The organism is Methylobacterium ajmalii (genome assembly GCF_016613415.1).
Taxonomy (GTDB): domain Bacteria; phylum Pseudomonadota; class Alphaproteobacteria; order Rhizobiales; family Beijerinckiaceae; genus Methylobacterium; species Methylobacterium ajmalii.
On sequence record NZ_JACWCT010000136.1, the window covers coordinates 1 to 21350 of the forward strand.

Here is a 21350-nt window from a genome sequence, read left to right on the forward strand (position 1 = left end):
CGGCAGCCGCGCGAACAGCTGCGGCCACGCGCCGCGCGCCGCGGCGGCGGCGAGGGCGCCGCGCAGGACGGCCTCGTCTCCCTCCTCCTGCGCCAAGAGATCGTCGTAGAGGTCGAGGGCGGCGCTCCAGGCGCCCGCCCGGCCGTAGGCTTCGGCGAGGCGCACCCGGGCGGCGGGGGACGGGGCGTGCGCGACGGCGAGCTCGTAGGCCCGGATCGCGGCCGGATGGTGCCGGCTGGCAAAGTGATCGGCGACCGCGCCGAGGAACGCGGCGGCGTCCTCGCCGTAGGGAATGTGGTCCCCGACCTCGGCGAAGCCTTCGTCGAGGAAGTAGGCGAGCGCCGCCCAGCGATGGGCGGCGGCGCGCGGGTAGAGGCGGGTGTAGGAGCGCCACGGGAAGGCCGCGGGGTAGCCGGCGAGGGACAGGCCGAGCCGGCGCAGATGCGCGGTCTGGTTCCCCGGGGTGCCGTCCGGCCCGCCCTGTGCCCGCCAGGCGTCCAGGCAGGCCGCGTCCTCCGCATGGGCGAAAGCGGGATGCGTCTCGCGGAAATGATCGGGGTCGAAGCCCGCGACCTGGTCCGGCCGGTAGGCGAGGCCGGCGAACCGTCCGACGGCGCAGTAATGGCGGGCGGCCTCGTCGTCCGGGAGATGCGCGACCCCCGGGTTCCGGTCGCGGTAGCCCTGCGGGTCGAAACCGTCCGGCAGGCACGCGAGGCCCGCCCGATCCGGATCCGCGGACCGATCCCGCATCCCCTCCTCCGGCGGGAAGGGCTGCCCGGCGACGTTCGGTCCGTGCCCGGCAGCGCGGATGCCGAGCATCGGGTCAGTATCGACACGGCCGGACCGGCTCGCGTTGCTGTCCTGTGTTGCCGGGCGGTTGCTCCGAAGCAGGCGAATGTGTCTCGTAACGTTCTTGATGAGCTTCATAACCTGCCGCACAAGACGAGACCGACGCCGGAAGTCCGAATGAAGTTCTTTGATGTCTAACGCGAGGCGCTATCAGACTCGATGTATCGTGTAAAGACAAGATTGCGGCATCGACTGCTTCCCGGCGCAACGATGCGTAGTTTGCGGCCGGTATAGCCGATGTACATGCAGAACAAGAAAATGTCGGCGAACGATTGCAATTTTGGATTGTATCGAAAGCGCGACGTTTCGCTGCGGCTGAGCGCGTGCCGACGCTTCCCGGCGGTCCGCACCGCGAAAGCTCCGGGACGAACCGAGGCGGCGAAGCGTGCGGTTTTGCGAAGGTTGCGTGGACGGCCGGGCGGATAACTCGGCTTCCCGCATCCGCGGCGAGGGCCCGCGGTTCGCGCCGGGATCCCTTCGGCGCGGGCAGGCCCGGGGCCGCGGGCCTCAGCCGGCGTGCGAGAGCCGCGCCGCCTCGCCGGCGGCCTCGTGCCGCACGAGGAAGTCCGGGATCGCCTCGCCGAACACCGCGTCGGCCGCCGCCCGGTCGTCCGTCGCCACGGCCGCGGCGAGCCGGTCGAGCCAGGACGACAGCTGGGCGCGGTCGGCGAAGATGGGCTTTGCCGCCATCACGCCGTCGATGCCTTCGAGGTTCACCATCGGCTCGTCGCGAGCGAACAGGATCTCGTTCAGGCGCTCGCCCGGGCGGGCGCCGGTGACCACCACGTCGATGTCCTCGCCGGGCTCGAAGCCGGCGAGCCGGATCATCCGCTCGGCGAGGTCGCGGATGCGCACCGGCTGGCCCATCTTCAGCACGTAGACCGCGGCGCGCTGGTCGCCGGCCTGCGGATCGCGGGCCTCGCGGTCGGCGTGGGAGGCGGCGGTGAGCACCAGATCGGCGGCCTCGCGCACGGTCATGAAGTAGCGCACCATCTCGGGGTGGGTGAGCGTGACCGGGCCGCCGCGGGCGATCTGCGCCTTGAACACCGGCACCACCGAGCCGACCGAGCCGAGCACGTTGCCGAAGCGGACCGCGACGAGGCGGGTCTCGGCGGGCGCGCGGCCGGCATCGAGGGCCTGGGCGTACATCTCGGCGAAGCGCTTCGTCACGCCGAGCTGCGAGACCGGCTCGATCGCCTTGTCGGTCGAGATCATCACGAGCGCACGCGCACCCGCCGCCAGCGTCGCGTCCGCGACGTTGACCGAGCCGAAGACGTTGGTCTTGATGCCCTCGCTCCAGTCGCGCTCCAGGTAGGGCACCTGCTTGAGCGCGGCGGCGTGGAAGACGGAGTCGGGCCTGAAGTCCGCCAGCACCCGGAAGAGCCGGTCGCGGTCGCGGATGTCCGCGATGACGCCGCTCAACCGGTCATTGCCGGAGAGGCCGGGGCGGCTCAGGACCCCGTGCAGGGCGGGTTCGGAACTCTCCAGCACCAGGACGGCGCTCGCCCCGAAGGCGAGCGCGCGGGCGCAGATCTCCGAACCGATCGAGCCGCCGCCGCCGGTGACGACGACCCGCTGCCCGGTCAGGAAACGCTCCAGCCGCGGCCGGTCGATGGCGACCGTCGGGCGCAGGAGCAGGTCCTCGATCTCGATCGGGGCGAGCTCGGCCCCGCGCCCGGCATCGCCCAGGCTCGTCACCCGGGCGAGCGGCAGGCCGAGGCGGCGCGCCTTGGCGATCAGCGCCTCCGGCTGGGCCTCGGGCGCGAGTGCGCTCGGGGTCGCGACGATGCGGCGGATCGGCACGCCGCGGGCCGCCATCCCGGCCACCACGTCCTCGAGGTCGCAGACCGCGCCGAGGACCGGCACGCCGCGCATGGTCTGGCCCTGCTCCTCGGCCCGGGGCGAGAGGATGCCCTTCGGGTCGAGCTTGCGCACGGCGCCCGATTCGATGGCGCGGAGCACCACCTCGATGTCGTGGCCGCGCCCGATCAGCAGGGTGGGCGTGCTGGCGGCCCGGGCCGCGCTCTGGCGCGAGCGGCTGTATTTCAGGTAGCGGAACGCCAGCCGCGGCCCGCCGAGCAGGAAGATCTGCAGGACGAAGTAGAGGCCGATGGCGATCTTGCCGAAAAAGTAGATCCCGAACAGGACCGGCGAGACCAGCACGTAGTCGAGGACGAGCAGCAGCAGCGTGAGCACCGCCACCGCCCGCACGATGTTGGCGAGATCCGGCAGCGAGGCGAAGCGCCACTTGGTTCGGTAGAGCCCGAAGGCACGGTAGACCAGGCCGGCGCAGGCCACGAAGGGCGGCAGCAGGAGCGGCAGGTGGGCGAGCCGTTCGGCCAGCAGCGGGCCGTCGAACCGGATCGCGAAGGTGAGGAGCACGGCGAGGGCCGTCGCCACGAGGTCGTGGGCGATGATCGTCGCGGTCTTGAGGATCTGTCTGCGCATCGGGAGCCGGGCGCGGTATCGGCCGCGGCTCCCGCGGTGTCAACGCGGGGGGAGGGGTGCGTGCGCCGCGCGGGCCGTGTCCCGATGCGGGATCGCCGCCGGCCCGAGCCCGGCCTATAACGAGGGGAACGAACAGCCCGGGGGGAGCATGGACGCGTTCGACTTCGTCATCGTCGGCGGGGGCACGGCGGGCTGCGTGCTCGCCGACCGCCTGAGCGAGGACGGCCGCCACCGCGTGCTGCTGCTGGAGGCCGGCGGCGAGGGGAGGGGGTTCTGGGTCGGCATCCCGGCCGGATTCCCGAAGCTCCTCACCGGCGCGGCCTTCAACTGGCGCTTTGCCACCGAGCCGGAGCCGAACACCCACGACCGGACCATCGTGGTGCCCCGCGGCAAGGGGCTCGGCGGCTCGACGCTGATCAACGGCATGATCTTCGTGCGCGGCCAGCCGCAGGATTTCGACACCTGGGCCCAGGCCGGCAACCGCGGCTGGAGCTGGTCCGACGTGCTGCCCTATTTCCGCAAGCTCGAGCATTTCGAGGGCGGCGACCCCGCCTTGCGCGGGCGCGACGGCCCGCTCCACGTCACCCGGGTCGGGGTCAGGAACCCCCTCGCCGATGCCTTCATCCGGGCCGGCACCGAGGCCGGCTACCCCGAGAATCCCGACTATAACGGCGCCTCGCAGGAGGGCTTCGGCTACTACCAGGCCAACCAGCGCAACGGCCGGCGCTGGAGCGCCCGGGACGCCTACCTGACGCCCGCCCGCCGGCGCCCGAACCTGACGGTGCGCACGAACGCCCACGTCCTGCGCCTCGACCTCGACGGCACCCGCGCGACCGGCGTCACCTACTGGCGCGGGGGACGCGAGGAGCGGGTGGAGGCGCGGGCCGAGGTGATCCTGGCGGCCGGCGCCGTGCAGTCGCCCCACCTCCTCGAACTCTCGGGCATCGGCAGGCCGGAGGTGCTGGCGGCGGCCGGCCTGCCCGTCCGCCACGCCCTGCCGGGGGTCGGCGAGAACTACCGCGACCACTACGCCACGCGAATGAACTGGCGGGTGAAGCTGCCCGTCACCCTCAACGAGGCGACCCGCGGCTGGCGCCTCGGCCTCGCGGTCGCGCAATACGCGCTCACCCGCCGCGGCATCCTCACGCTGGGCACCGGCCTCGCCCACGGCTTCGTGCGCACCCGGCCCGAGCTGACGGGCCCCGACGTGCAGTACTTCTTCATGCATGCGAGCTACGCCAACGCCGCCGACCGCACCCTCGACCGCGAGCCCGGCATGACGATCGGCGTGACGCAGCTGCGCCCGGAATCCCGCGGCACCATCCACGCGGTCTCGAGCGACCCGTTGCGCCCCCCGGCGATCCGCCCGAACTTCCTGAGCGTGCGCGGCGACCAGGAGGCCCTGATCGAGGGCATGCGCATCGCCCGCCGGGTGATCGACCAGCCCGCCATGGACCCCTACCGCGCCCACGAGCTCGCTCCCGGTCCGGGCGTGCAGTCGGACGACGAGTGGCTCGATTTCGCCCGGCGCAACGGCCAGACCATCTATCACCCGGTCGGCACCTGCAGCATGGGCCGGGGCCCCGAGGCGGTGGTGGACGAGCGCCTGCGGGTCCGCGGCATCGCGGGCCTGCGGGTGATCGACGCCGCCGTGATGCCGACCGAGGTCTCGGCCAACACCCAGGCCGCCGTGATGATGATCGCCGAGAAGGGGGCCGACATGGTGCGCGAGGATCGCCGCTGAGCTACGCCGCCGGGAACGAGGATATCCTTCCAGGAGCCGCCGCCATGCACACCCTTCCGATCGCGCCGATCACCCCGGAGGCCTTCGCGCCCTACGGCACCCTGCTGGTCGGCCCCGCCGCCGGCCCGCGCCAGGATCGGGCGGCCGAGGTCGAGAACGGGCGGCCGGGCGTGCCGCTCAACCTCGCGCTGATCCGGAGCGAGCCCTTCGCCGCGACGATGCCGCTGCGCCGGCTCGAGCGGCATCCGCGCTCGGCGCAAGCCTTCCTGCCGCTCGCCGTCGGCGACTACCTCGTGGTGGTGGCGCCGGATGCCGGGGACCGGCCGGACGAGGCGGGCTTGCGCGCCTTCCGGGTCCCGGCCGGGACCGGCATCGTCTATCGCAGCGGTGCCTGGCACGCCCACATGACCACGCTGTCCGCCCCCGGCACCTTCGCGATGCTGGTCCACGAGGATGGCGGGCCGGAGGATTGCGTGTTCGCGCCGATCGAGCCCGTCTCCGTGGACCTGCCGGAGGCGTGAGTCGTCAATTCACCGACGGCTCGTCGAGGCGGAACGCGAAGGTCGCGGTGTAGACGTCCTCGTCGGCGAGGGTGGGGGTGGCGGAGGGGCTGACCGTCTGGCTCACCGTCAGCACCTGGCTGCCGGCCTTGCGGATCGGCACCGTGGCGATGCCGTCCTGGTCGGTGGCGTAGGCCGGCAGCCCGGCCCGCTCCGGCTCCATGCCGCTGTCGCCGTAATAGAGGTCGGCCCCCGGCAGCGGCGCCCCGCGAAACAGCACCCGGACGCGGATCGCCCCGGCGGTCGGGCCCGGCACCTCCACCGGCACGATCTCGAGCGTGTGGCCGACCACCCGCAGCCAGGGCGCGCCGGGGCCGAAGGCGGCCTTGGCGTATTTCACCGACCAGCGGCTCTCGCGGGCCTCCGCCACCAAGCGCCGGCTCGAATTGACGGTGGTGCCGTCGCGCAGGGTCGACCAGTAGCCGGAATCGTAGGTCGCCGCGACCAGCGTCCGGCCGGGCTTCGTGCCGAGGGGGGCCAGCAGGGCCGGCGGCACGTCCGGGGGCGCGGGCTTGAGGCCGGCGCGCAGGCCGTTGGCGCCGTCCTGCGTCAGGGCGACGAGCTCGATCAGCTTGGGCAGGCTCGGCGCCCGGCGCTTCGAGGCGTGACCGTAATTGACCCGCACCTGAGGCACCGAATCGATGGTGCTCAGGGTCAGCCACAGCTCGTGCGCCCCGGCGCGGGCCGGACCCCCGAGGACGAGGGCGGCGGCCAGGGTGGTGCGGAGCAGGGGCAGCATCGGTGATCGAACTCCTCGGGCCGGCACCGGGGCCCGTCGGCCCCCGAAGGCGCCAAGGGCCATCGGCCCTCGGATGCGTCAAGGGCGGTGAGGCCCCTGCGTCGGATGCAAGGCCGACGCCGTCGCAACGCACCATAACGCGTCGGGCGCGAAACGGCTCCCCGGCAGGTGCCCTCGGGGCGGATTCCCTTCCGGCGGAGTCCCGCCCCGTCGTCCGTCTCGGGTCGGCTTTGCCTGCCGGTCGCGCCGCGAATCGGTCGTGCCGCCCGCCAGCCCGGACAGGGCCGGCGCCCCGGCGGCGCGCGCCGTCATCGTCCCCACCGTCACCGCGATCCGCACCTTCCCGCCTCCCGTCCGGGCGAGCCCGGAATCAGTTGTCGTGAGAGCTTTGCGAACGGGCGGTGTCGTCGCTCGTTCCCCGGGCCGGTCCTCCGGCCGCCGCGAGGGCGAGCGCGGTGAGCCGCTGGCGTGCCGCCGCGTCGGTCGGGCAGCCTTCCGTCAGCCAGGCGTGGCGGGCGGCCGCGAGTCCCTGCCCGAGCCCGCGGCCGGGCGGCGCGCCCGCCGCCACCAGGGCGGCCCCGGTCACGGGCAGGACCGGCACCCGTTCCTCCCCGGCGGCGAACCGGGCGAGGAGCCCGCCGGCCTCGCGGGTCAGGACCGGGCGTGGCTCGCCTTCCAGAACCAGGGCGGCATCGGCCGCGGCGACAGGCCCGTGCAGCGCCACCAGGCGGCGGATGTCCGGCTCCGTCAGGGGAGCGAGAGCCCCGTGCAGCGCGGCCTCGGCCCCGGCATAGAGGAGGAGCCGGGCGTGCTCGGCCTTCGACAGGCGCAACGTCTCGCGCAGCCGCTCGGCATCGGCGGCCGAGCGTACCGCCAGGGCGGCGAGGCGGCGCACCGGGTCGGGCGCCGGCTCCGCCGCGGCAAGCCGCGCGAGGCGGCCGAGATCGCCGACCCCGCCGGTCAGGCGCTGCAGCAGGCCCGTCCCCGACAGGACGGCAACGACGGCGGGCGCGCCGCGGGCGACGAGGAGCTTCAGCAGTTCCCCCCGCACCCGCTCGCGCGAGAGGAGCGCCAGCCCGTCCCGGGCCGCGATCGCGGCAGCCAACCCCTCCGGGTCCGGGGCGCCGGCGCCGTAGCGGGCGTGGAAGCGGAAGAAGCGCAGGACCCTGAGGTAATCCTCGCGGATGCGCTGACGCGCCTCGCCGATGAAGCGCACCCGGCCGGCCGCGAGGTCGGCGAGCCCCCCGACCGTGTCGTGGATCCGCCCGTCCGGCGTCGCCGAGAGGGCGTTGATGGTGAAGTCGCGCCGGGCGGCATCCTGCGCGAAGTCGCGGCCGAAGCGCACCACGGCGTGGCGCCCGTCGGTCTCGATGTCCTCGCGCAGGGTCGTGACCTCGAACGGCTCGCCCTCCGCCACCACGGTCACGGTGCCGTGCGCGATGCCGGTCGGCACGGGCTTGAGGCCGGTCGCGCGGGCGCGCGCCACCACCTCCTCGGGAAGCAGGGTGGTGGCGAGGTCGATGTCCTCGACCCTTCGACCGAGCAGCGCGTCGCGCACCGCGCCGCCGACGAGGCGGGTCTCCTCGCCGGGCGCCTCGAGCGCCGCGAGCACCCGGGTGAGGCGCGGCCGCGCCAGCACGGCGCGCAGGGCGGCCTCGTCGAGGGCAGGGCTCACCGGAACTGTCCCGGCACCACCCGGCCGTTCTCGATATGGGTCGGCACGAAGCCGTCCCGGTGCCGCTCGGCGGTGAGCGCCACCACGACGAAGGACAGGATCACGAAGGCGGCCCCCGCGATGGCGAGCCGCGTCGCCTGCTCGCTCCAATGCGACCAGAGCAGCGGGTTGCGCCGGCTCACCACCAGCCAGCCGGCGAAGACCACGAAGGGCAGGAGGAACAGGAGGACGTCGTCGATCAGCGCGCGGGCCATGGATGTCTCATGCTGTCGCGCCTCGGCATCGATGCCGAGGCGTCCGGCGCATCGGCGCCGACGCCCGTTCGGGCTTGCCTTGCACCGTCGAACGGAGCCGTTCGACGGTGCGGCGGTCTCACTCGTCCCCGTCGCGGAGCCGGTCGTAGAGGTTGCGTACGATGCCGGCGGTGACGCCCCAGATGTAGCGGTCGCCGAAGGGAATCGCGTAGTAGCGCCGCTGGCGCCCGCGCCATTCCCGGCTGTGCAGGGCGTGGTTGGCCACGTCCATCAGGAAGGCGAGCGGCACCTCGAAGGCTTCCGCCACCTCGTGCGGGTTGAGCGTCAGGCGCGCGTCCGGCGCCACCAGCCCGACCACCGGCGTCACCAGGAAGCCGGTGCCCGAGAGGTAGGGGTCGAGGTAGCCGAGCGGCGTCACCGCCGCCGGGTCGAGGCCGACCTCCTCCTGCGCCTCCCGCAGGGCGGCCGCGAGGGGGGAGGGGTCCGCGGGATCGATCTTGCCGCCGGGAAACGCGATCTGGCCCGAATGGTCGCGCAGGTGCGGCGAGCGCAGGGTGAACAGCACCGACACGCCGTCGTCGCGCGGCACCACCGGCACCAGCACGGCGGCGCGCCGGGGCGGGCGCGACAGGGCGGCCTCCAGCACGTCGGGTTCGAGGTCGTGGTCCCCCCGCGGGTTCGCGGTCGAATCCTCCGGGCCCGGCGGCTCGGGCCGCAGGCGGGTGCGGGCCCTCTCGAGGAAGCGGTCCAGCGCGGTCGGCGCGGCGAGGTCGGTCACGACAGCTCGGTCGATCGCGCGAGGCGGTGGAAGCGCCCGCCGGCGGCAAGGCCGAACCACCGCTCGCCCGCCTCCTCGCGCTCCTCGCACAGCGCGACGAGGTCGTAGGCCAGCGCCCTCGTGATCCGGGCCCAGAGGCCGTGGCGCACGGCGATGTAGGGCTTGAACCCGCCGTCCCGGTCGCGCTCGACCCGCAGCGGGTGGGCGTCGTCCAGGGGCACGACGTCGTCGAGGTTGGTGCGGAACGCGATCACCCGGTCCTCGCCCTCGCCCTCCACCGCCATCTCGACCGCCAGGAAGGCCGCGTCCTCGACCTCGATCCCGACCCGCTCGACCGGCGTCACCAGCACGGTGCGCCCGTCGGGATCGCGGCGCAGGATGGTGGAGAAGAGCTTGACCAGGGCCGGCCGGGTGATCGGGCTGCCGTTGTAGTGCCAGGTCCCGTCGGCGGCGATGCGCAGCGGGATCTCGCCGCAATAGTCCGGGTTCCAGCGCTCGACCGGCGGCGGACCGCGCCGGCCCGCCTCCGCGCCGAGCGCCGCGGTCAGTCGTTCGAGGACCCCGCCGGGCGGGCTGCCGTTCGGATCGTGCGTCATCCCGCTCGATATAGCGGACCGGGGCGGGTTGTGTACGGGGACCTGTTGCCGGCCCGCCGGGTGCCCTGCCGGTCAGGGCCGGACCGGTCGGAAGAGTGGAGGGAGGGGAGGCCAGTTCATGAACCAGGACGGGAGGGCGACCACTGGCGCTGCTGACCGTGCAGGACTTGTCGAGATCAGCGAGTCGACCGCCATGGCTAGCGGAATCATCGTGTTGGTGCTGTGATGGGCGATCAGCCACGTCTTCGGTTCGTGACCCCAGGAGTTCAGGCGGCCGAGGGCGTCGATCCGTCCGAGAAACTGATCGTATGTGGCCTTGGTCCCGTCCTGATTCACCGTGCAGCCGAACGTGACGACGGACAGCGTGTCGGTGATCGGCGAAGCGAGCGAGCGGATCGCGTTGGCGATGGCGAGCGCGCCCTTGCTGTGACCGACCACCCGGGTGATGCCGATGTTCCGCTGCAGGATGGCGTGGAGCGTGTCAGACCCGACGCTGCCTTGCCGGAAGACCGGCGCGGCGGTGTCAGGGTTTTGCTTGCCGTCGGGGAGGCTGGCGAGGAGATTCCGGCCGACGCCCGCCAGGTGAGGCGCGGCGGCGGCGAGCCATTCCTGGGTCTGGCTCCTGATCCAGTCGTGCAGGCCGAAGCCGAACCAGCCGCCGAGGGCTTGGTATGCCACATCCGCCAAGCCGTAGCCCGGCACGATAGCCACAACCGGCTCGCCCAGGGCCTTCGAGATTCCCCACGCGAATGCGACCGAGCCCAGGGCGGAACTGCCGACTCCCGTGAGGGTCACGGTGCGCAGGTCGTCGCGCTTCGTCCCGGCCTCGTTGAGGAACTGGGCGACGTCCCTGTAGGGCGGATACACGTACGGTGGGTTGGCTGCGTCTACCACGAGGATCGCGCCCTCGGGATTCGTCAGAGCGCTGAGATCGAGATGGGCGATCGCTCGGGCCATCTGCGGCGAGGCGCCTACAGCGAGGGCACCCGCACTGCCGATGGGCGTTGTCATGCCGGTCGCGATCTGTTGGCCGCGATCCTGGAGATCTTTGTATAAAACGCCGACATCGTAAAAAACAATGTCGAGCGCGGTGTTGCTAAGGCGAAATGTTCGCAGGAACGGCTCGATCGCGGCTTTCTGAGCTTCGTAGATGGACAAATCGCTGATCGTTGCGGTCGACATGCTACATTGTCCTCTTGTCACCTTCGGAAATGAAAAGCAAGAGGTGTGCCAGTCGTCTCAGTAGGTTGCGGGCCTTCCCGTGCGTTGTCACTACGGTAAGCAGAATGGAAGTCTGATTATTGTCCCGCGACCACCACGATCCGGCTTGACGCCGGCGCTACGATTACGAGCGGGACTCACTCTGCACCCGCCTGCGGCCGCCGCCGCAGGATCTTCCACACGCCGGTGGCGGTCGCGACGATGCGGCCCTCGCAGCGCGCGTCGCCGCGCAGGAAGACCAGGCTCTGCGTGCGCTGCACCACCTCGGGCGTCATCGTGATCGTCTCGCCGATCCGTGCGGCGGAGACGAACTGCATCTCGAACTGCACCGTGACGCAGTTCGCCCCGCCCGCGGCCCGCATGGCGGTGAAGCCCAGCGCCCGGTCGGCGAAGGTCATCGTCATGCCGCCCTGGACCACGCCGATCAGGTTGGCGTGCCGCGGCTCGGCCCGGAACGCGAAGTGCAGGGTCTCGCCGTCCTCGCGCAGGAGCACCGGGCCGACCAGGGCGAGGAAGCCCGGGTCGTCGAAGGCGCGCCAGCCGGCCGGGTCGGAATCGGGGGAGCTCATGGACGTCTCGGGGCTCGAGGGCGCTGGACAGCGCGGCCGTGGCCGTGCCTCAACGTCCCTACACAACAAGCCGGGGGGAGGCCCAGTGCCCGTGACGGACCAGACGCCAGAGGTGCCGATGCACGCCGTTCCCGAGGAGATCGGACGCCGCGTCCGCGCCAGCTTCGACAGGCAGGGCCTGATGCGGACCCTCGGGGCGACGCTGGAGGCGGTCTCGCCCGGCGCGGTCGAGATCGCGCTGACGCCCGGTCCCGGGGTGTCGCAGCAGCACGGCTTCGTCCATGCGGGAGCGGTGAGCGCCATCGCCGACAGCGCGGCGGGCTACGCGGGCCTGACCCTGATGCCCCCCGGCGCCGGGGTGCTGACCGCGGAGTTCAAGATCAACCTGCTCGCCCCGGCCGCCGGGGAGCGCCTGCGGGCGCGGGGCCGGGTGGTCAAGGCCGGCCGCACCCTGACGCTGGCGCAGGCCGAGGTCTTCGCCGAGAGCGCAGGCCGCGAGAAGCTCGTCGCGCTGCTCACCGCCACCCTGATGGCCGTGCAGGACCGCGACGGCATCGGCGATTGAAACGAAAAAAGGCCCCGGCGAGCGTCGCCGGGGCCGGAACGAGCCTTACTTCTGGGTCTCGAGGTAGGCTTCCAGGTCCTTGATCTTCTTGTCGTCCTTGACGCCGGCGAAGATCATCTTGTTGCCGGGGACCTTGGCCTTCGGGTCCTTGATGTATTCCATGAAGGTGGCCGAATCCCAGGTCAGGCCGGAATTCTTCATCGCGGCCGAATAGTTGTAGCCCTCGTGGGTGCCGGCCTTGCGGCCGATCAGGCCCTTGAGGTCCGGGCCGACGCCGTTCTTGCCGAAGGCGTGGCAGGCCTTGCACGTCGCAAAGACCTTCTCGCCGGCTGCGGCGTCCTGCGCCTGGGCGGCAAAGGGGACGAGGACCGCCAGGGCGGCACCGAGGATGAGCTGACGCATGAGGTTCCCTCCAACGGACGTCGTTCGCGACGGACCTAGGGCATATGGCCCAGCCTGCTGTTTGGACCAGTTAAAAACGCCGGCCCCTCGCTTCGGCTCCCGTGCGGCGAAAAGAAGCTCTGCCGCGGCAAAGCGCAATCGGACCAAGGTGCGAGGGATGACGACGTCTGGGCGTCGCGATGCCCCTCCGGTAGGGTGGCGGCGAATGACGGCCCGCGAGACAGGCGCCGACCCGAGCCGAGAGGACACGCCATGACCATCGCCTTCCCGCTCCCCGATCCCGCGATCCTCGCCCGCCGCGACGCGATCGTGGACGGCCTGCGCGGCCTGGTGGCGCCGGAGGCCCTGGTGACCAGCGAGGACGAGCGCCGCGCCTTCGAGACCGACGGGCTCACCGCCTACCGCAAGATGCCGCTCGCCGTGGTGTTGCCCTCGACGACCGAGGAGGTCTCGGCGGTGATGCGCTACTGCCACGAGCAGGGCGTGAAGGTGGTGCCGCGCGGCGCCGGCACCTCGCTCGCCGGCGGCGCCATCGCGCAGGAGGACGCGGTGATCCTCGGTGTGGCCAAGATGACCCGGGTGCTCGACGTCGATTTCGGGAACCGCGCCGCCCGGGTCCAGGCCGGCATCACCAACCTCGCCATCAGCGCCGCGGTCGCGCACGAGGGCTTCTTCTACGCCCCCGACCCGTCGAGCCAGCTCGCCTGCACCATCGCGGGCAACATCGCGATGAACTCGGGCGGGGCCCACTGCCTGAAATACGGCGTCACCACCAACAACCTGATGGGCGTGACCCTGGTCATGGTCGACGGCACGGTGGTGGAGATCGGCGGCGACCATCTCGATTCCGCCGGCTACGACCTGCTCGGCCTCGTTTGCGGCTCGGAAGGCCAGCTCGGTATCGTCACCGAGGCGACGGTCAGGATCCTGCGCGCAGCCGAGGGCGCACGCCCGGCCCTGATGGGCTTCGGCACGGTCGAGGATGCCGGCGCCTGCACGGCGGCGATCATCGGGGCGGGCATCATCCCGGTGGCGATCGAGTACATGGACCGCGAGGCGATCACGATCTGCGAGGCCTTCGCGCATGCCGGCTACCCGCTCGATGCCGAGGCGATGCTGATCATCGAGGTCGAGGGCTGCAAGGAGGAGTGCGACGCGATGCTTGACCGCATCGTCGAGATCGCAAAGCCGTTCAACCCGACGAGCCTCAAGGTCTCGCAATCCGAGGCCGAGAGCGCCGCGATCTGGAAGGGCCGCAAGTCGGCCTTCGGCGCGACGGGCCGCATCTCGGACTACATCTGCATGGACGGCACCATCCCGACCGGGCAATTGCCGCGCGTGCTCGAGCGCATCGGCGAGATCACCCAGTCCTACGGGCTGCGCTGCGCCAACGTCTTCCATGCCGGCGACGGCAACCTGCACCCCCTGATCCTGTTCGACATCAACACACCCGGCGAGATGGAGAAGGCCGAGGCCGCCGGCGAGGAGATGCTGAAGCTCTGCGTCGAGGTCGGCGGCTGCCTCACCGGCGAGCACGGCGTCGGCATCGAGAAGCGCGACCTGATGAGCTACCAGTACAACCCGGAGGACCTGCACCAGCAGATGCGGGTGCGGGCGGTGTTCGATCCGGCCTGGCTGATGAACCCCGCCAAGGTGTTCCCGCTGGAGGGGCGGATCGCCGCGTGAGGGGCAAGCGGGGCGGCCAGGCGGGCGCCGCGCCCACTCTGCCGGACGAGGCGACGATCAAGGCGCTCGCCGACCCGAAGGTGTTCGAGCGCGGCCGCGCGGTGCTGCGCTCGGGCGCCGTCTCCGCCCTCGTGCGGCGGGGCGAGGAACTCACCGCCGCGGTGGCGGGCAGCGAGGATGCGCCCTACCGGGTCGCGATCCGCCTGAAGGACGGCACCGTTGCCGATCATCGCTGCACCTGCCCTTACGAGTGGGGCGGCGCCTGCAAGCATGTCGTCGCCACCCTGCTCGCCGCCGCCGTGCCCGGCGCCGTGGCCGAGCGGCCGACCCTGCGCGCCCTCCTCGGCGATCTGCCGCGCGAGGCCCTGGCGGATCTCCTGGTGCGCCGGGCCGCGGCCGATCCCGACCTCGCCGGCTGGATCGAGGTCGAGATGGCGACGGTCCCGGGCCGGGGCGCCGTCGATCCGGCGCCGGTCGCCGCACAGGCCCGCACCCTCCTCGCCCACCAGGCGCGGCGCGGCTACTGGGACGACTACGAGGCCCACGGCCCGGCCGACGCCCTGAAGGAGCTGGTCGGCAAGGCGGTGCCGTTCCTGGAGGCCGGCGACGGACGCAACGCGCTCGCGATCCTGGTGTCGGTGGCCGAGCCGTTCGTCGAGCAGTGGCTCGGCGAGATGGCCGAGACCGACGAGGAGATGGACCTCCTGTTCGACGACCTCGGGCGGATGATGGCCGAGGCGGTGCTGACGAGCGATCTCTCGGAGGAGGAGCGCGACGACCTGTTCGAGACGGTCGAGGGCTGGCATGCCGAACTCGCCGAGTACGGGCCGGAAGGCTTCTCGATCGTCACCGCGGCGCTCGCCGCCGGCTGGGACGCGCCGTGGCTGCGCGCCGTGCTCGCGGGCGAGGCCGGAGCCGTGCCGCCGCGGGCCGAGCGGGAGTCGGGCCTCGTCGCGGTGCGCCTGAGGGTGCTGGCGGCGGCCGGCCGCACCGATGCCTACCTCGCCCTCGCCCGGGCCGCCGGGGACGAGGCGGCCTGCGCCGAGATGCTGGTGCGCCTCGGTCGGATCGACGAGGCGGTGGCCCACGCGGTCGAGCGCATCGCCGATCCCGACGCGGCCCTCGCCCTCGCCCGCCGCCTGCACGCCGCCGGGCATCCCGATCCGGCGCTCGACGTGGCGCAGGCGGCGTTGCGCCGGGCGGCAGCACCGCGCGGCGGCCCGGCCCTGTCCCTGGCGCGCTGGCTGCGCGACGAGGCCCATGCGCGCAAGCGCCGCGACCTCGCGCTCACGGCGGCCCGCGCCGCCTTCGCGCAGGGCCTCACCCTCGCCGATTACGAGTCCGCCCGTACGGTCGCCGGCAAGACGGGCTGGGACCCGGTCCGCGACGACCTCCTGGCCCTCCTCGCCGGGGCGGATCGCGCGCGCGACCGGATCGCGATCCTGCTGGAGGAGGGGCTGGTCGGCGACGCGATGGCGGCGGCCGAGGCCGGCCGCGACGGTCGGGGCGACGAGGCGGTGCTCCTGCGCCTCGCCGAGGCGGCGCTCGACCGCGACCCCGCCTGGGTCGTCGACTTCGCCGAGGCGCGGGCAAAACCGCTCCTGACGGAGGGACCCGACACCTACGAGCGCGCCGCCGCCTGGCTCGCCCGTGCGAAGCGGGGCTACCTGGCGCAGGGCCGGCAGACGGCGTGGTCCGCGCGGATCGGCGACCTGGCCGCCGAGAACAAGCGGCGCCACAAGCTCAGGCCGCTCTTGGAGGCGCTGCGCTGAGCCTCAGGCCGGCGGCCCGAGCGCCGCGCAGCGGAAGGCGCCGTAGCCGCCCTGCGCCAGGCGCTCGGCGAGCGCCGGCAGGACGGCGTCGGCCTCCTCGCGCAGGGTCCAGGGCGGGTTGACCACGATGAGGCCGCTGCCGCTGAGCCGCGCCGGGTCGGGCCGGTGGATCAGGAGGTCGAGGCGCAGGGCGGGCCGGGGCAGGGCGGCATCGAGGGCGGCGGCCATCCGGTCGACCGCGGCGACGTCCTTGATCGGGTACCAGGCGAGGTAGGTGCCGGTCGCCCATTTCCCTACCGCCTTCAGGAGGTCGCGGCCCAGCCGCTCGATCTCGCCCGGCACCTCGTAGGGCGGGTCGATCAGGACGAGGCCGCGGCGCTCCTTCGGGGGGATCAGGGCGGGGAGCGCGGTCCAGCCGTCGAGGGCCAGCACCTTCGTGCGCGGGTCCTGGTTGTAGCGCCCGTGCAGCACCGCGCCGTCGGCCGGGTGCAGTTCGACGAACACTCCCTGGTCGCCCGGGCGCAGGAACTCGCGGATGATCGCGGGCGAGCCCGGATAGATCGTGTCGCCGTGGCGCGCCCGGACCGCCGCCACCGCCGCCCGGTAGGGGGCGAGCAGGGCCTCGACCGGGTCCGGGAAGGGCGCGTCGAGCCGACCGATGCCGTCGTGCCACTCGCCGGTGCGGCCGGCCTCGTCGGTGGTCAGGTCGTAGAAGCCGAGGCCGGCATGGGTGTCGATCGCCCGGAACGGGGTCGCCTTGCGCTGGAGATGCGCCAGCACCCGCGTCAGCACCCAGTGCTTGAGCACGTCGGCGTGGTTGCCGGCGTGGAAGGCGTGGCGGTAGTTCACGGTGCTCGGGTCCTCGTCCCGCCGGCGCGGCGGTGCGCGTCCTTACCCCATCGCCCCGGCCGGGGGCGAGGGGGCGGGGCCGTAGCACCCCTCGCGCGATCTTCGATCGCGCCTCCCCCTCGGGTGAGGGGAGGCGCGCTTTATTTCCGTTCGTGCGAGGCAGGCGGAGACGGGATCAACCCGCCGCCCTCCGCCCGTCCCGGATCGTCGGCCCGGTCTCGGCGAGGTCCCAGAACAGGCCGGCCATCAGCCCCAGCGCCTCGCGGGTCGAGGGGCCCAGCAGGTGCTCGTCGGGGGCGTGCTGCGAGCAGGCCGGGTAGGAATGCGGCACCCACAGGGTCGGCAGGCCGAGGATCTCCGAGAAGGCGTCGTTCGGCAGCGAGCCGCCGAGATTCGGCAGCAGCGCCGGGCGCTTGCCGGTGCTGGCCTCGATCGAGGCGAGCGCCCAGCCCACCCAGGGATCCTCGACCGGCAGCCGGGTGGCGCGAAATACCTCCGAGCGGGTCGCCCGCACCTCGACCATGGGGAAGCCCGCCGCGTCGAGGTGCCGGCGGATCGCCGGCACGACGCCCTCCCAGTCGGTGCCGACGACGAAGCGCAGCTGCATCGTCGCCTTGGCCGAGGGCGGCACGGCGTTCTGCGGGCCATCCGGATCGCCGCACTTGAAGGCCAGCACTTCGAGGGTGTTCCAGCCGAAGACCCGCTCGGCCGGGCTCAGGCCCGGCTCGCCCCAGCCCTCGTCGATCGCAGGCGCGTTCGGGTCGCCCCCGACCGTGATGTCGGCGAGCGCGGCGCGCACGCCGTCGGGGATCGGCGGCGGGCGCAGGGCGTCGAGGAGGATTTGTCCGCGCCCGTCGACGAGGCTCGCGATGGCGCTCGCCAGCACGGTGCCGGGGTTGCGCAGCAGCCCGCCCCAGTTGCCGGAATGGTGGCCGCCCTCGCGCAGGTCCGCGACGAGCTCGAAGGTGACGCCGCCGCGCGAGCCGAGGAACAGCGTCGGCCGCCCGGCCTCGATCCGCGGCCCGTCGGAGGCGATGAGGAGGTCGGCGGCGAGCGCGTCCTTCTCGGCGCGGCAGACCGCGTGCAGGCCCGGCGAGCCCGCCTCCTCGCCCATCTCGACCAGCAGCGTGACGTTGAAGCCGAGCTGTCCGCCGCGGGCCTGCATCACCGCCTCGAGGGCGGCGAGGTTGATCAGGTGCTGGCCCTTGTTGTCGGCGGTGCCGCGCCCGTACCAGCGCTCGCCCTCGACCACGACGTCGAGCGGGTGCAGGCCGGCGCGCCACTGCTCGGGGTAGTTCCGCACCGTGTCGCCGTGGCCGTAGGTCATCACCGTCGGGAGGTCGTCGCCCTCGTGCCGGGTGGCGATCAGGAACGGGCCGCGGCCCGCCTGCGGGTTGTCGAGGAGGCGGGTCGCGAAGCCGAGCCGCGTCACCGCCGGGATCATGAACTGCGTGAGGTAGGCGGCGAGCGCCGGCCCCTGGTCCGGGGCCTGGCTCTCGGTCGGCAGGGCGACCGCCCGGCGGAGCACGGCGAGGAAGCCGCCGTCGTCGTAGTGCCGGTGGGCCAGCGCGATGGCGTCGCGTCGCGACATGGGAACTCTCTTTGGTTCTGAGCGGGCGGAGAGACGGCGCCCGCGCACCACCCACCCGCACGCGGCCGGTTTCGATCGTCCGTAGCGGCGTCGGGCCCGCCCGGTCGAGGGCTGCGTCCGTCCGCCTGGGCGCGTTGCCGCGACTTGCACCATGCCAGGATGTTGCGCAGATCCGGTCGCAGCAAGACGAATTCGGCGATGGCTCCGTTGCCGAGACGGCAAGGCACGGCGATGCCGACCACGGCGTTGCGCTGCGTCCCGACTGCGCGCGCGGCGGCGCTGCCGCCGATCGGGGAGCGGGGAGCCACCCCGGACCGCGTCGAAGCTCTGGCCGCGGCGGGGCGGTCCTGCCTGCCGCGCGCCGTCGCGTGGCGGCCCGCATAGGCCGGACGTTCTAGTCTGTCCGTCGATCGAGCCATTTTTTTGAGCTTGGATTAGGCGGTATAAGGACTATATCCACGATCATTCCAAAACAAACATAGTTTCTTTGAGCAAATAAAAACAAAATTAATCTTCGTTCGACGATAGGTCGGGCCGCGAGAGGAACTTATGCCTATTTTTGTCCCGGAGATGCGTCGGAAGCGGCGCCGGCCGGGCTTCTTGCGCCGCAACGGAGACCGATTCCCCATGCTCGCCCAGCTCCCGCACCTGCCCGCGATCTCCCTCGCCGTCCGCAGCGGCGCGATCGGGACCCTCGTCCTGGCGTCGGCGGTCGCCGTCCTTGCCGGGATCACGATGCAGGACGTGGAGGCGGAGATGCGGCATCAGGCGGCGAGCGCCCTCGACGGTGGCCTTCGGCTGCTGAAGCAGACTCTCGTCGACGAGGGCGGCTCGACCGTCTTCGCGGTGCGGGACGGAGCGCTGACGGTCGGCTCCCACGTCGTCGGGGCCGCCGAGCCCGCCGTCGACCGGGTGCGCGCGGTCCTGGGCGGCACCGCGACGGTGTTCCTCGGCGACATGCGGGTTGCCACCACCATCACCAATCCCGACGGTTCGCGGGCGGTCGGCACGCGGCTCGCGCCGGGGCCCGTCCACGAGGCGGTGCTCGGCCGGGGCGAGACCTATCGCGGCGAGGCCGCGATCCTCGGCGTCCCGCACCTCGCCGTCTACGAGCCGATCCGAGACGCCGGCGGGCGCGTCGTCGGCATCGTCTATGCCGGGGTGAAGAAGAGCGAGTACTACGCGCTGATCGACGGCATCCGGACGAAGTCCGCCGGGCTCGCCGCGGCGCTGGCCCTGGCCGGGGCCGGCATCCTCTGGCTCAGCCTCAGGCGGGCCGTGGCTCCGCTGCACGCACTCGACCGCGCCATGCGCCGGCTGGCGGCCGGGGACGTCGCGACCGCCATCCCGGGCGCGGGCCGGCGCGACGAGATCGGCACGATGGCCGCCGCCGTCCAGGTGTTCAAGGACGGCCTGGTCCACGCCCGGGCGCTGGAGGCGGAGACGGTGCGGACGCGCGCTTCGGCCGAGGCCGAGCGCCGGGCCGGCATGCGCCGGATGGCGGACGCCTTCGAGCAGGCGGTCGGCGGGATCGTCGGCCAGGTCTCGGCCTCGGCCACCGACCTCCAGGCCACCGCCCGGGCGATGTCCGCGACCGCGACGCAGACCGCCGCGCAATCGACCGCCGTCGCGGCGGCGGCCGAGGAAGCTTCGTCGAATGTCGGCACGGTGGCGGCGGCGGCCGAGGAGCTCGGCGCCTCGGTCCAGGAGATCGGCCGCCAGGTCGACGGCTCGGCCCGGCTCGCCCGGGTCGCCGTGGCGGAGGTCGGCGAGAGCGCGGCCCGGGTCCGCGCCTTGACCGAGGCGACCGCGCGCATCGGCGACGTGGTCGGGCTGATCGCCTCGATCGCCGCGCAAACGAACCTGCTCGCGCTCAACGCCACCATCGAGGCCGCCCGCGCCGGCGTGGCCGGCCGCGGCTTCGCGGTGGTCGCCTCGGAGGTGAAGGAACTCGCCGGCCAGACCGCGAAGGCGACCGCCGAGATCACCGGCCAGATCGCGGCGATCCAGGCCTCGACCGGCGAGGCGGCCGAGGCGATCGGCGGCATCACCGCGCGGATCGAGGAGATCGCGGGGGTCGCCACCTCGATCGCCGCGGCGGTCGAGGAGCAGGGCGCGGCGACCCAGGAGATCGTCCGCAACGTCTCCCAGGCGGCGGCCGGCACCGGCGAGGTCACCGGCACCATCGCGGGCGTGGCGGGCGCCGCCGAGGAGACCGGGGCGGCGGCCTCCCAGGTCCTCGCCTCGGCCTCGGCCCTGTCGCGCCAGTCCGAGCATCTCTCGGCCGAGGTGGCGCGCTTCCTCGCCACCGTCCGGGCGGCGTGAAGCGCGAGGCGCGAGGCGCGAGGCCCGGACCGGCGCGGAGCGCGACGGCGGCGATGCCGCAAAGATGTCTCGGGCGCGGGCGAGTCGTGCGCGATGTCGTCGTCGGCCCGGCGACGGCATCTCCGCCGCGGCGGAGTTGACGTGCCCCACCCGCTTGACGATGATCGGAGCCACGGGCCGCCGGGATGCTGGCGATGCGCCCGGCGAACCGGCGCCGCGTGCCGGGCTCGACTGGGCGGACGGTTTCCGCCCGGCGCGATCGACGGGGTTTCGCTTGGTCTCCCATCCGTTCGACGAGAGGCGCGCCGTACGGACCATCGCGCGCCGATGACCTCGATCGCCGGGCTGCCCGATTTTCTCGTCTATCTCGGCACGGCCGCGCTCCTGACCGGCCTCTATCTCGTCGTCTACACCTTCGCCACGGCGCATAACGAGCTGGCGCTGATCCGGCGGGACGTGACCGCGGCCTCCGTCTCCCTCGGGGGCAGCCTCGTCGGCTTCGCCCTGCCGCTGGCGGTGGCGATCTACAACGCCCGCTCGGTCCTCGACTGCCTGGTCTGGGGCCTCGTCGCCCTGGTGGTGCAGGTCGGGATCTACTGGCTGGTCCGCCTCGCCCTGCCGGACCTGTCGCGGCGGATCGAGGAGGACCGGATGGCCGCGGCGGTGCTGCTCGGCGCCGCGTCCCTGGCCGGCGGCGTCGTGAACGCCGCCTCGATGACCTATTGAG

General features: G+C 72.9%; 18 protein-coding genes and 1 pseudogene. 7 read left to right on the forward strand and 12 right to left on the reverse strand.

What is annotated here, in order from left to right; translation table 11 throughout:
• Together HPY23_RS25095 and HPY23_RS25100 are read right to left on the reverse strand one after the other, a co-directional pair.
• A pseudogene (locus HPY23_RS25095) lies at positions 1 to 750 on the reverse strand (group 1 glycosyl transferase); the annotation flags it as partial.
• 606 nt (positions 751 to 1356) lie between these two features.
• The gene (locus HPY23_RS25100) at positions 1357 to 3297 is read right to left on the reverse strand and encodes an SDR family NAD(P)-dependent oxidoreductase (protein WP_091885680.1); all 1941 of its coding nucleotides are present in this window, start codon (positions 3295 to 3297) and stop codon (positions 1357 to 1359) included.
• A gap of 148 nt (positions 3298 to 3445) precedes the next feature.
• Between HPY23_RS25100 and HPY23_RS25105 the strand changes: the two genes are divergently transcribed.
• On the forward strand, positions 3446 to 5041 hold the full coding sequence (locus HPY23_RS25105) for a GMC family oxidoreductase (RefSeq protein ID WP_091885677.1): 1596 nt from the start codon (positions 3446 to 3448) through the stop codon (positions 5039 to 5041).
• A gap of 44 nt (positions 5042 to 5085) precedes the next feature.
• The gene (locus tag HPY23_RS25110) at positions 5086 to 5562 is read left to right on the forward strand and encodes an ureidoglycolate lyase (protein WP_091885674.1); all 477 of its coding nucleotides are present in this window, start codon (positions 5086 to 5088) and stop codon (positions 5560 to 5562) included.
• 4 nt (positions 5563 to 5566) lie between these two features.
• On the opposite strand, the gene HPY23_RS25115 is transcribed toward HPY23_RS25110, so the two are convergent.
• From HPY23_RS25115 to HPY23_RS25145, 7 genes are all read right to left on the reverse strand, one after another.
• Positions 5567 to 6340: a DUF4198 domain-containing protein gene (locus HPY23_RS25115; protein ID WP_060850771.1), complete on the reverse strand. Its 774-nt coding sequence runs from the start codon at positions 6338 to 6340 to the stop codon at positions 5567 to 5569.
• Positions 6341 to 6710: 370 nt separating this feature from the next.
• On the reverse strand, positions 6711 to 8015 hold the full coding sequence (locus HPY23_RS25120) for a CCA tRNA nucleotidyltransferase (protein ID WP_091885671.1): 1305 nt from the start codon (positions 8013 to 8015) through the stop codon (positions 6711 to 6713).
• The gene (locus HPY23_RS25125; protein WP_060850770.1) at positions 8012 to 8269 is read right to left on the reverse strand and encodes a DUF6111 family protein; all 258 of its coding nucleotides are present in this window, start codon (positions 8267 to 8269) and stop codon (positions 8012 to 8014) included. The genes HPY23_RS25120 and HPY23_RS25125 overlap by 4 nt, the downstream gene beginning before the upstream one ends.
• Before the next feature lie 118 nt (positions 8270 to 8387).
• Positions 8388 to 9047: a CoA pyrophosphatase gene (locus HPY23_RS25130; RefSeq protein ID WP_091885668.1), complete on the reverse strand. Its 660-nt coding sequence runs from the start codon at positions 9045 to 9047 to the stop codon at positions 8388 to 8390.
• Positions 9044 to 9643, reverse strand: coding sequence for a DUF1285 domain-containing protein (locus tag HPY23_RS25135; RefSeq protein WP_091885665.1), 600 nt, complete (start codon positions 9641 to 9643; stop codon positions 9044 to 9046). The genes HPY23_RS25130 and HPY23_RS25135 overlap by 4 nt, the downstream gene beginning before the upstream one ends.
• A 72-nt stretch (positions 9644 to 9715) precedes the next feature.
• Complete coding sequence (locus HPY23_RS25140; RefSeq protein ID WP_091885662.1) at positions 9716 to 10825, reverse strand: hypothetical protein; 1110 nt, start codon at positions 10823 to 10825, stop codon at positions 9716 to 9718.
• 176 nt (positions 10826 to 11001) lie between these two features.
• Complete coding sequence (locus HPY23_RS25145) at positions 11002 to 11433, reverse strand: PaaI family thioesterase (RefSeq protein WP_091885659.1); 432 nt, start codon at positions 11431 to 11433, stop codon at positions 11002 to 11004.
• A 118-nt stretch (positions 11434 to 11551) separates the two neighbouring features.
• Here HPY23_RS25145 and HPY23_RS25150 point away from each other — a divergent pair, with 118 nt between their 5' ends.
• Positions 11552 to 11998 carry a PaaI family thioesterase gene (locus tag HPY23_RS25150; RefSeq protein WP_060850945.1) on the forward strand — a complete coding sequence of 149 codons (447 nt, stop codon included), beginning with the start codon at positions 11552 to 11554 and terminating at the stop codon, positions 11996 to 11998.
• A gap of 45 nt (positions 11999 to 12043) precedes the next feature.
• On the opposite strand, the gene HPY23_RS25155 is transcribed toward HPY23_RS25150, so the two are convergent.
• Positions 12044 to 12400, reverse strand: coding sequence for a c-type cytochrome (locus HPY23_RS25155; protein ID WP_060850765.1), 357 nt, complete (start codon positions 12398 to 12400; stop codon positions 12044 to 12046).
• 252 nt (positions 12401 to 12652) lie between these two features.
• Between HPY23_RS25155 and HPY23_RS25160 the strand changes: the two genes are divergently transcribed.
• On the forward strand, positions 12653 to 14086 hold the full coding sequence (locus HPY23_RS25160; protein WP_060850764.1) for an FAD-linked oxidase C-terminal domain-containing protein: 1434 nt from the start codon (positions 12653 to 12655) through the stop codon (positions 14084 to 14086).
• A complete protein-coding gene (locus tag HPY23_RS25165; protein ID WP_091885656.1) occupies positions 14083 to 15858 on the forward strand; it encodes an SWIM zinc finger family protein in 1776 nt (591 codons plus the stop codon). Before HPY23_RS25160 ends, HPY23_RS25165 begins: the two co-directional genes overlap by 4 nt.
• Positions 15859 to 15861: 3 nt before the next feature.
• Here the strand turns inward: HPY23_RS25165 and HPY23_RS25170 are convergent, their stop codons facing one another.
• A complete protein-coding gene (locus tag HPY23_RS25170) occupies positions 15862 to 16707 on the reverse strand; it encodes a 23S rRNA (adenine(2030)-N(6))-methyltransferase RlmJ (RefSeq protein WP_091885653.1) in 846 nt (281 codons plus the stop codon).
• A 175-nt stretch (positions 16708 to 16882) separates the two neighbouring features.
• Positions 16883 to 18298, reverse strand: a complete 1416-nt coding sequence (locus HPY23_RS25175) for a M20 family metallopeptidase (protein ID WP_091885650.1) — start codon at positions 18296 to 18298, stop codon at positions 16883 to 16885.
• Positions 18299 to 18925: 627 nt separating this feature from the next.
• Here HPY23_RS25175 and HPY23_RS25180 point away from each other — a divergent pair.
• Together HPY23_RS25180 and HPY23_RS25185 are read left to right on the forward strand one after the other, a co-directional pair.
• Positions 18926 to 20623 (forward strand): methyl-accepting chemotaxis protein, encoded by a 1698-nt coding sequence (locus HPY23_RS25180; RefSeq protein WP_236012945.1) that lies wholly within the window; start codon positions 18926 to 18928, stop codon positions 20621 to 20623.
• Between the two features lie 327 nt (positions 20624 to 20950).
• The gene (locus HPY23_RS25185) at positions 20951 to 21349 is read left to right on the forward strand and encodes a DUF350 domain-containing protein (RefSeq protein ID WP_060850759.1); all 399 of its coding nucleotides are present in this window, start codon (positions 20951 to 20953) and stop codon (positions 21347 to 21349) included.
• Position 21350: the final 1 nt, after the last annotated feature.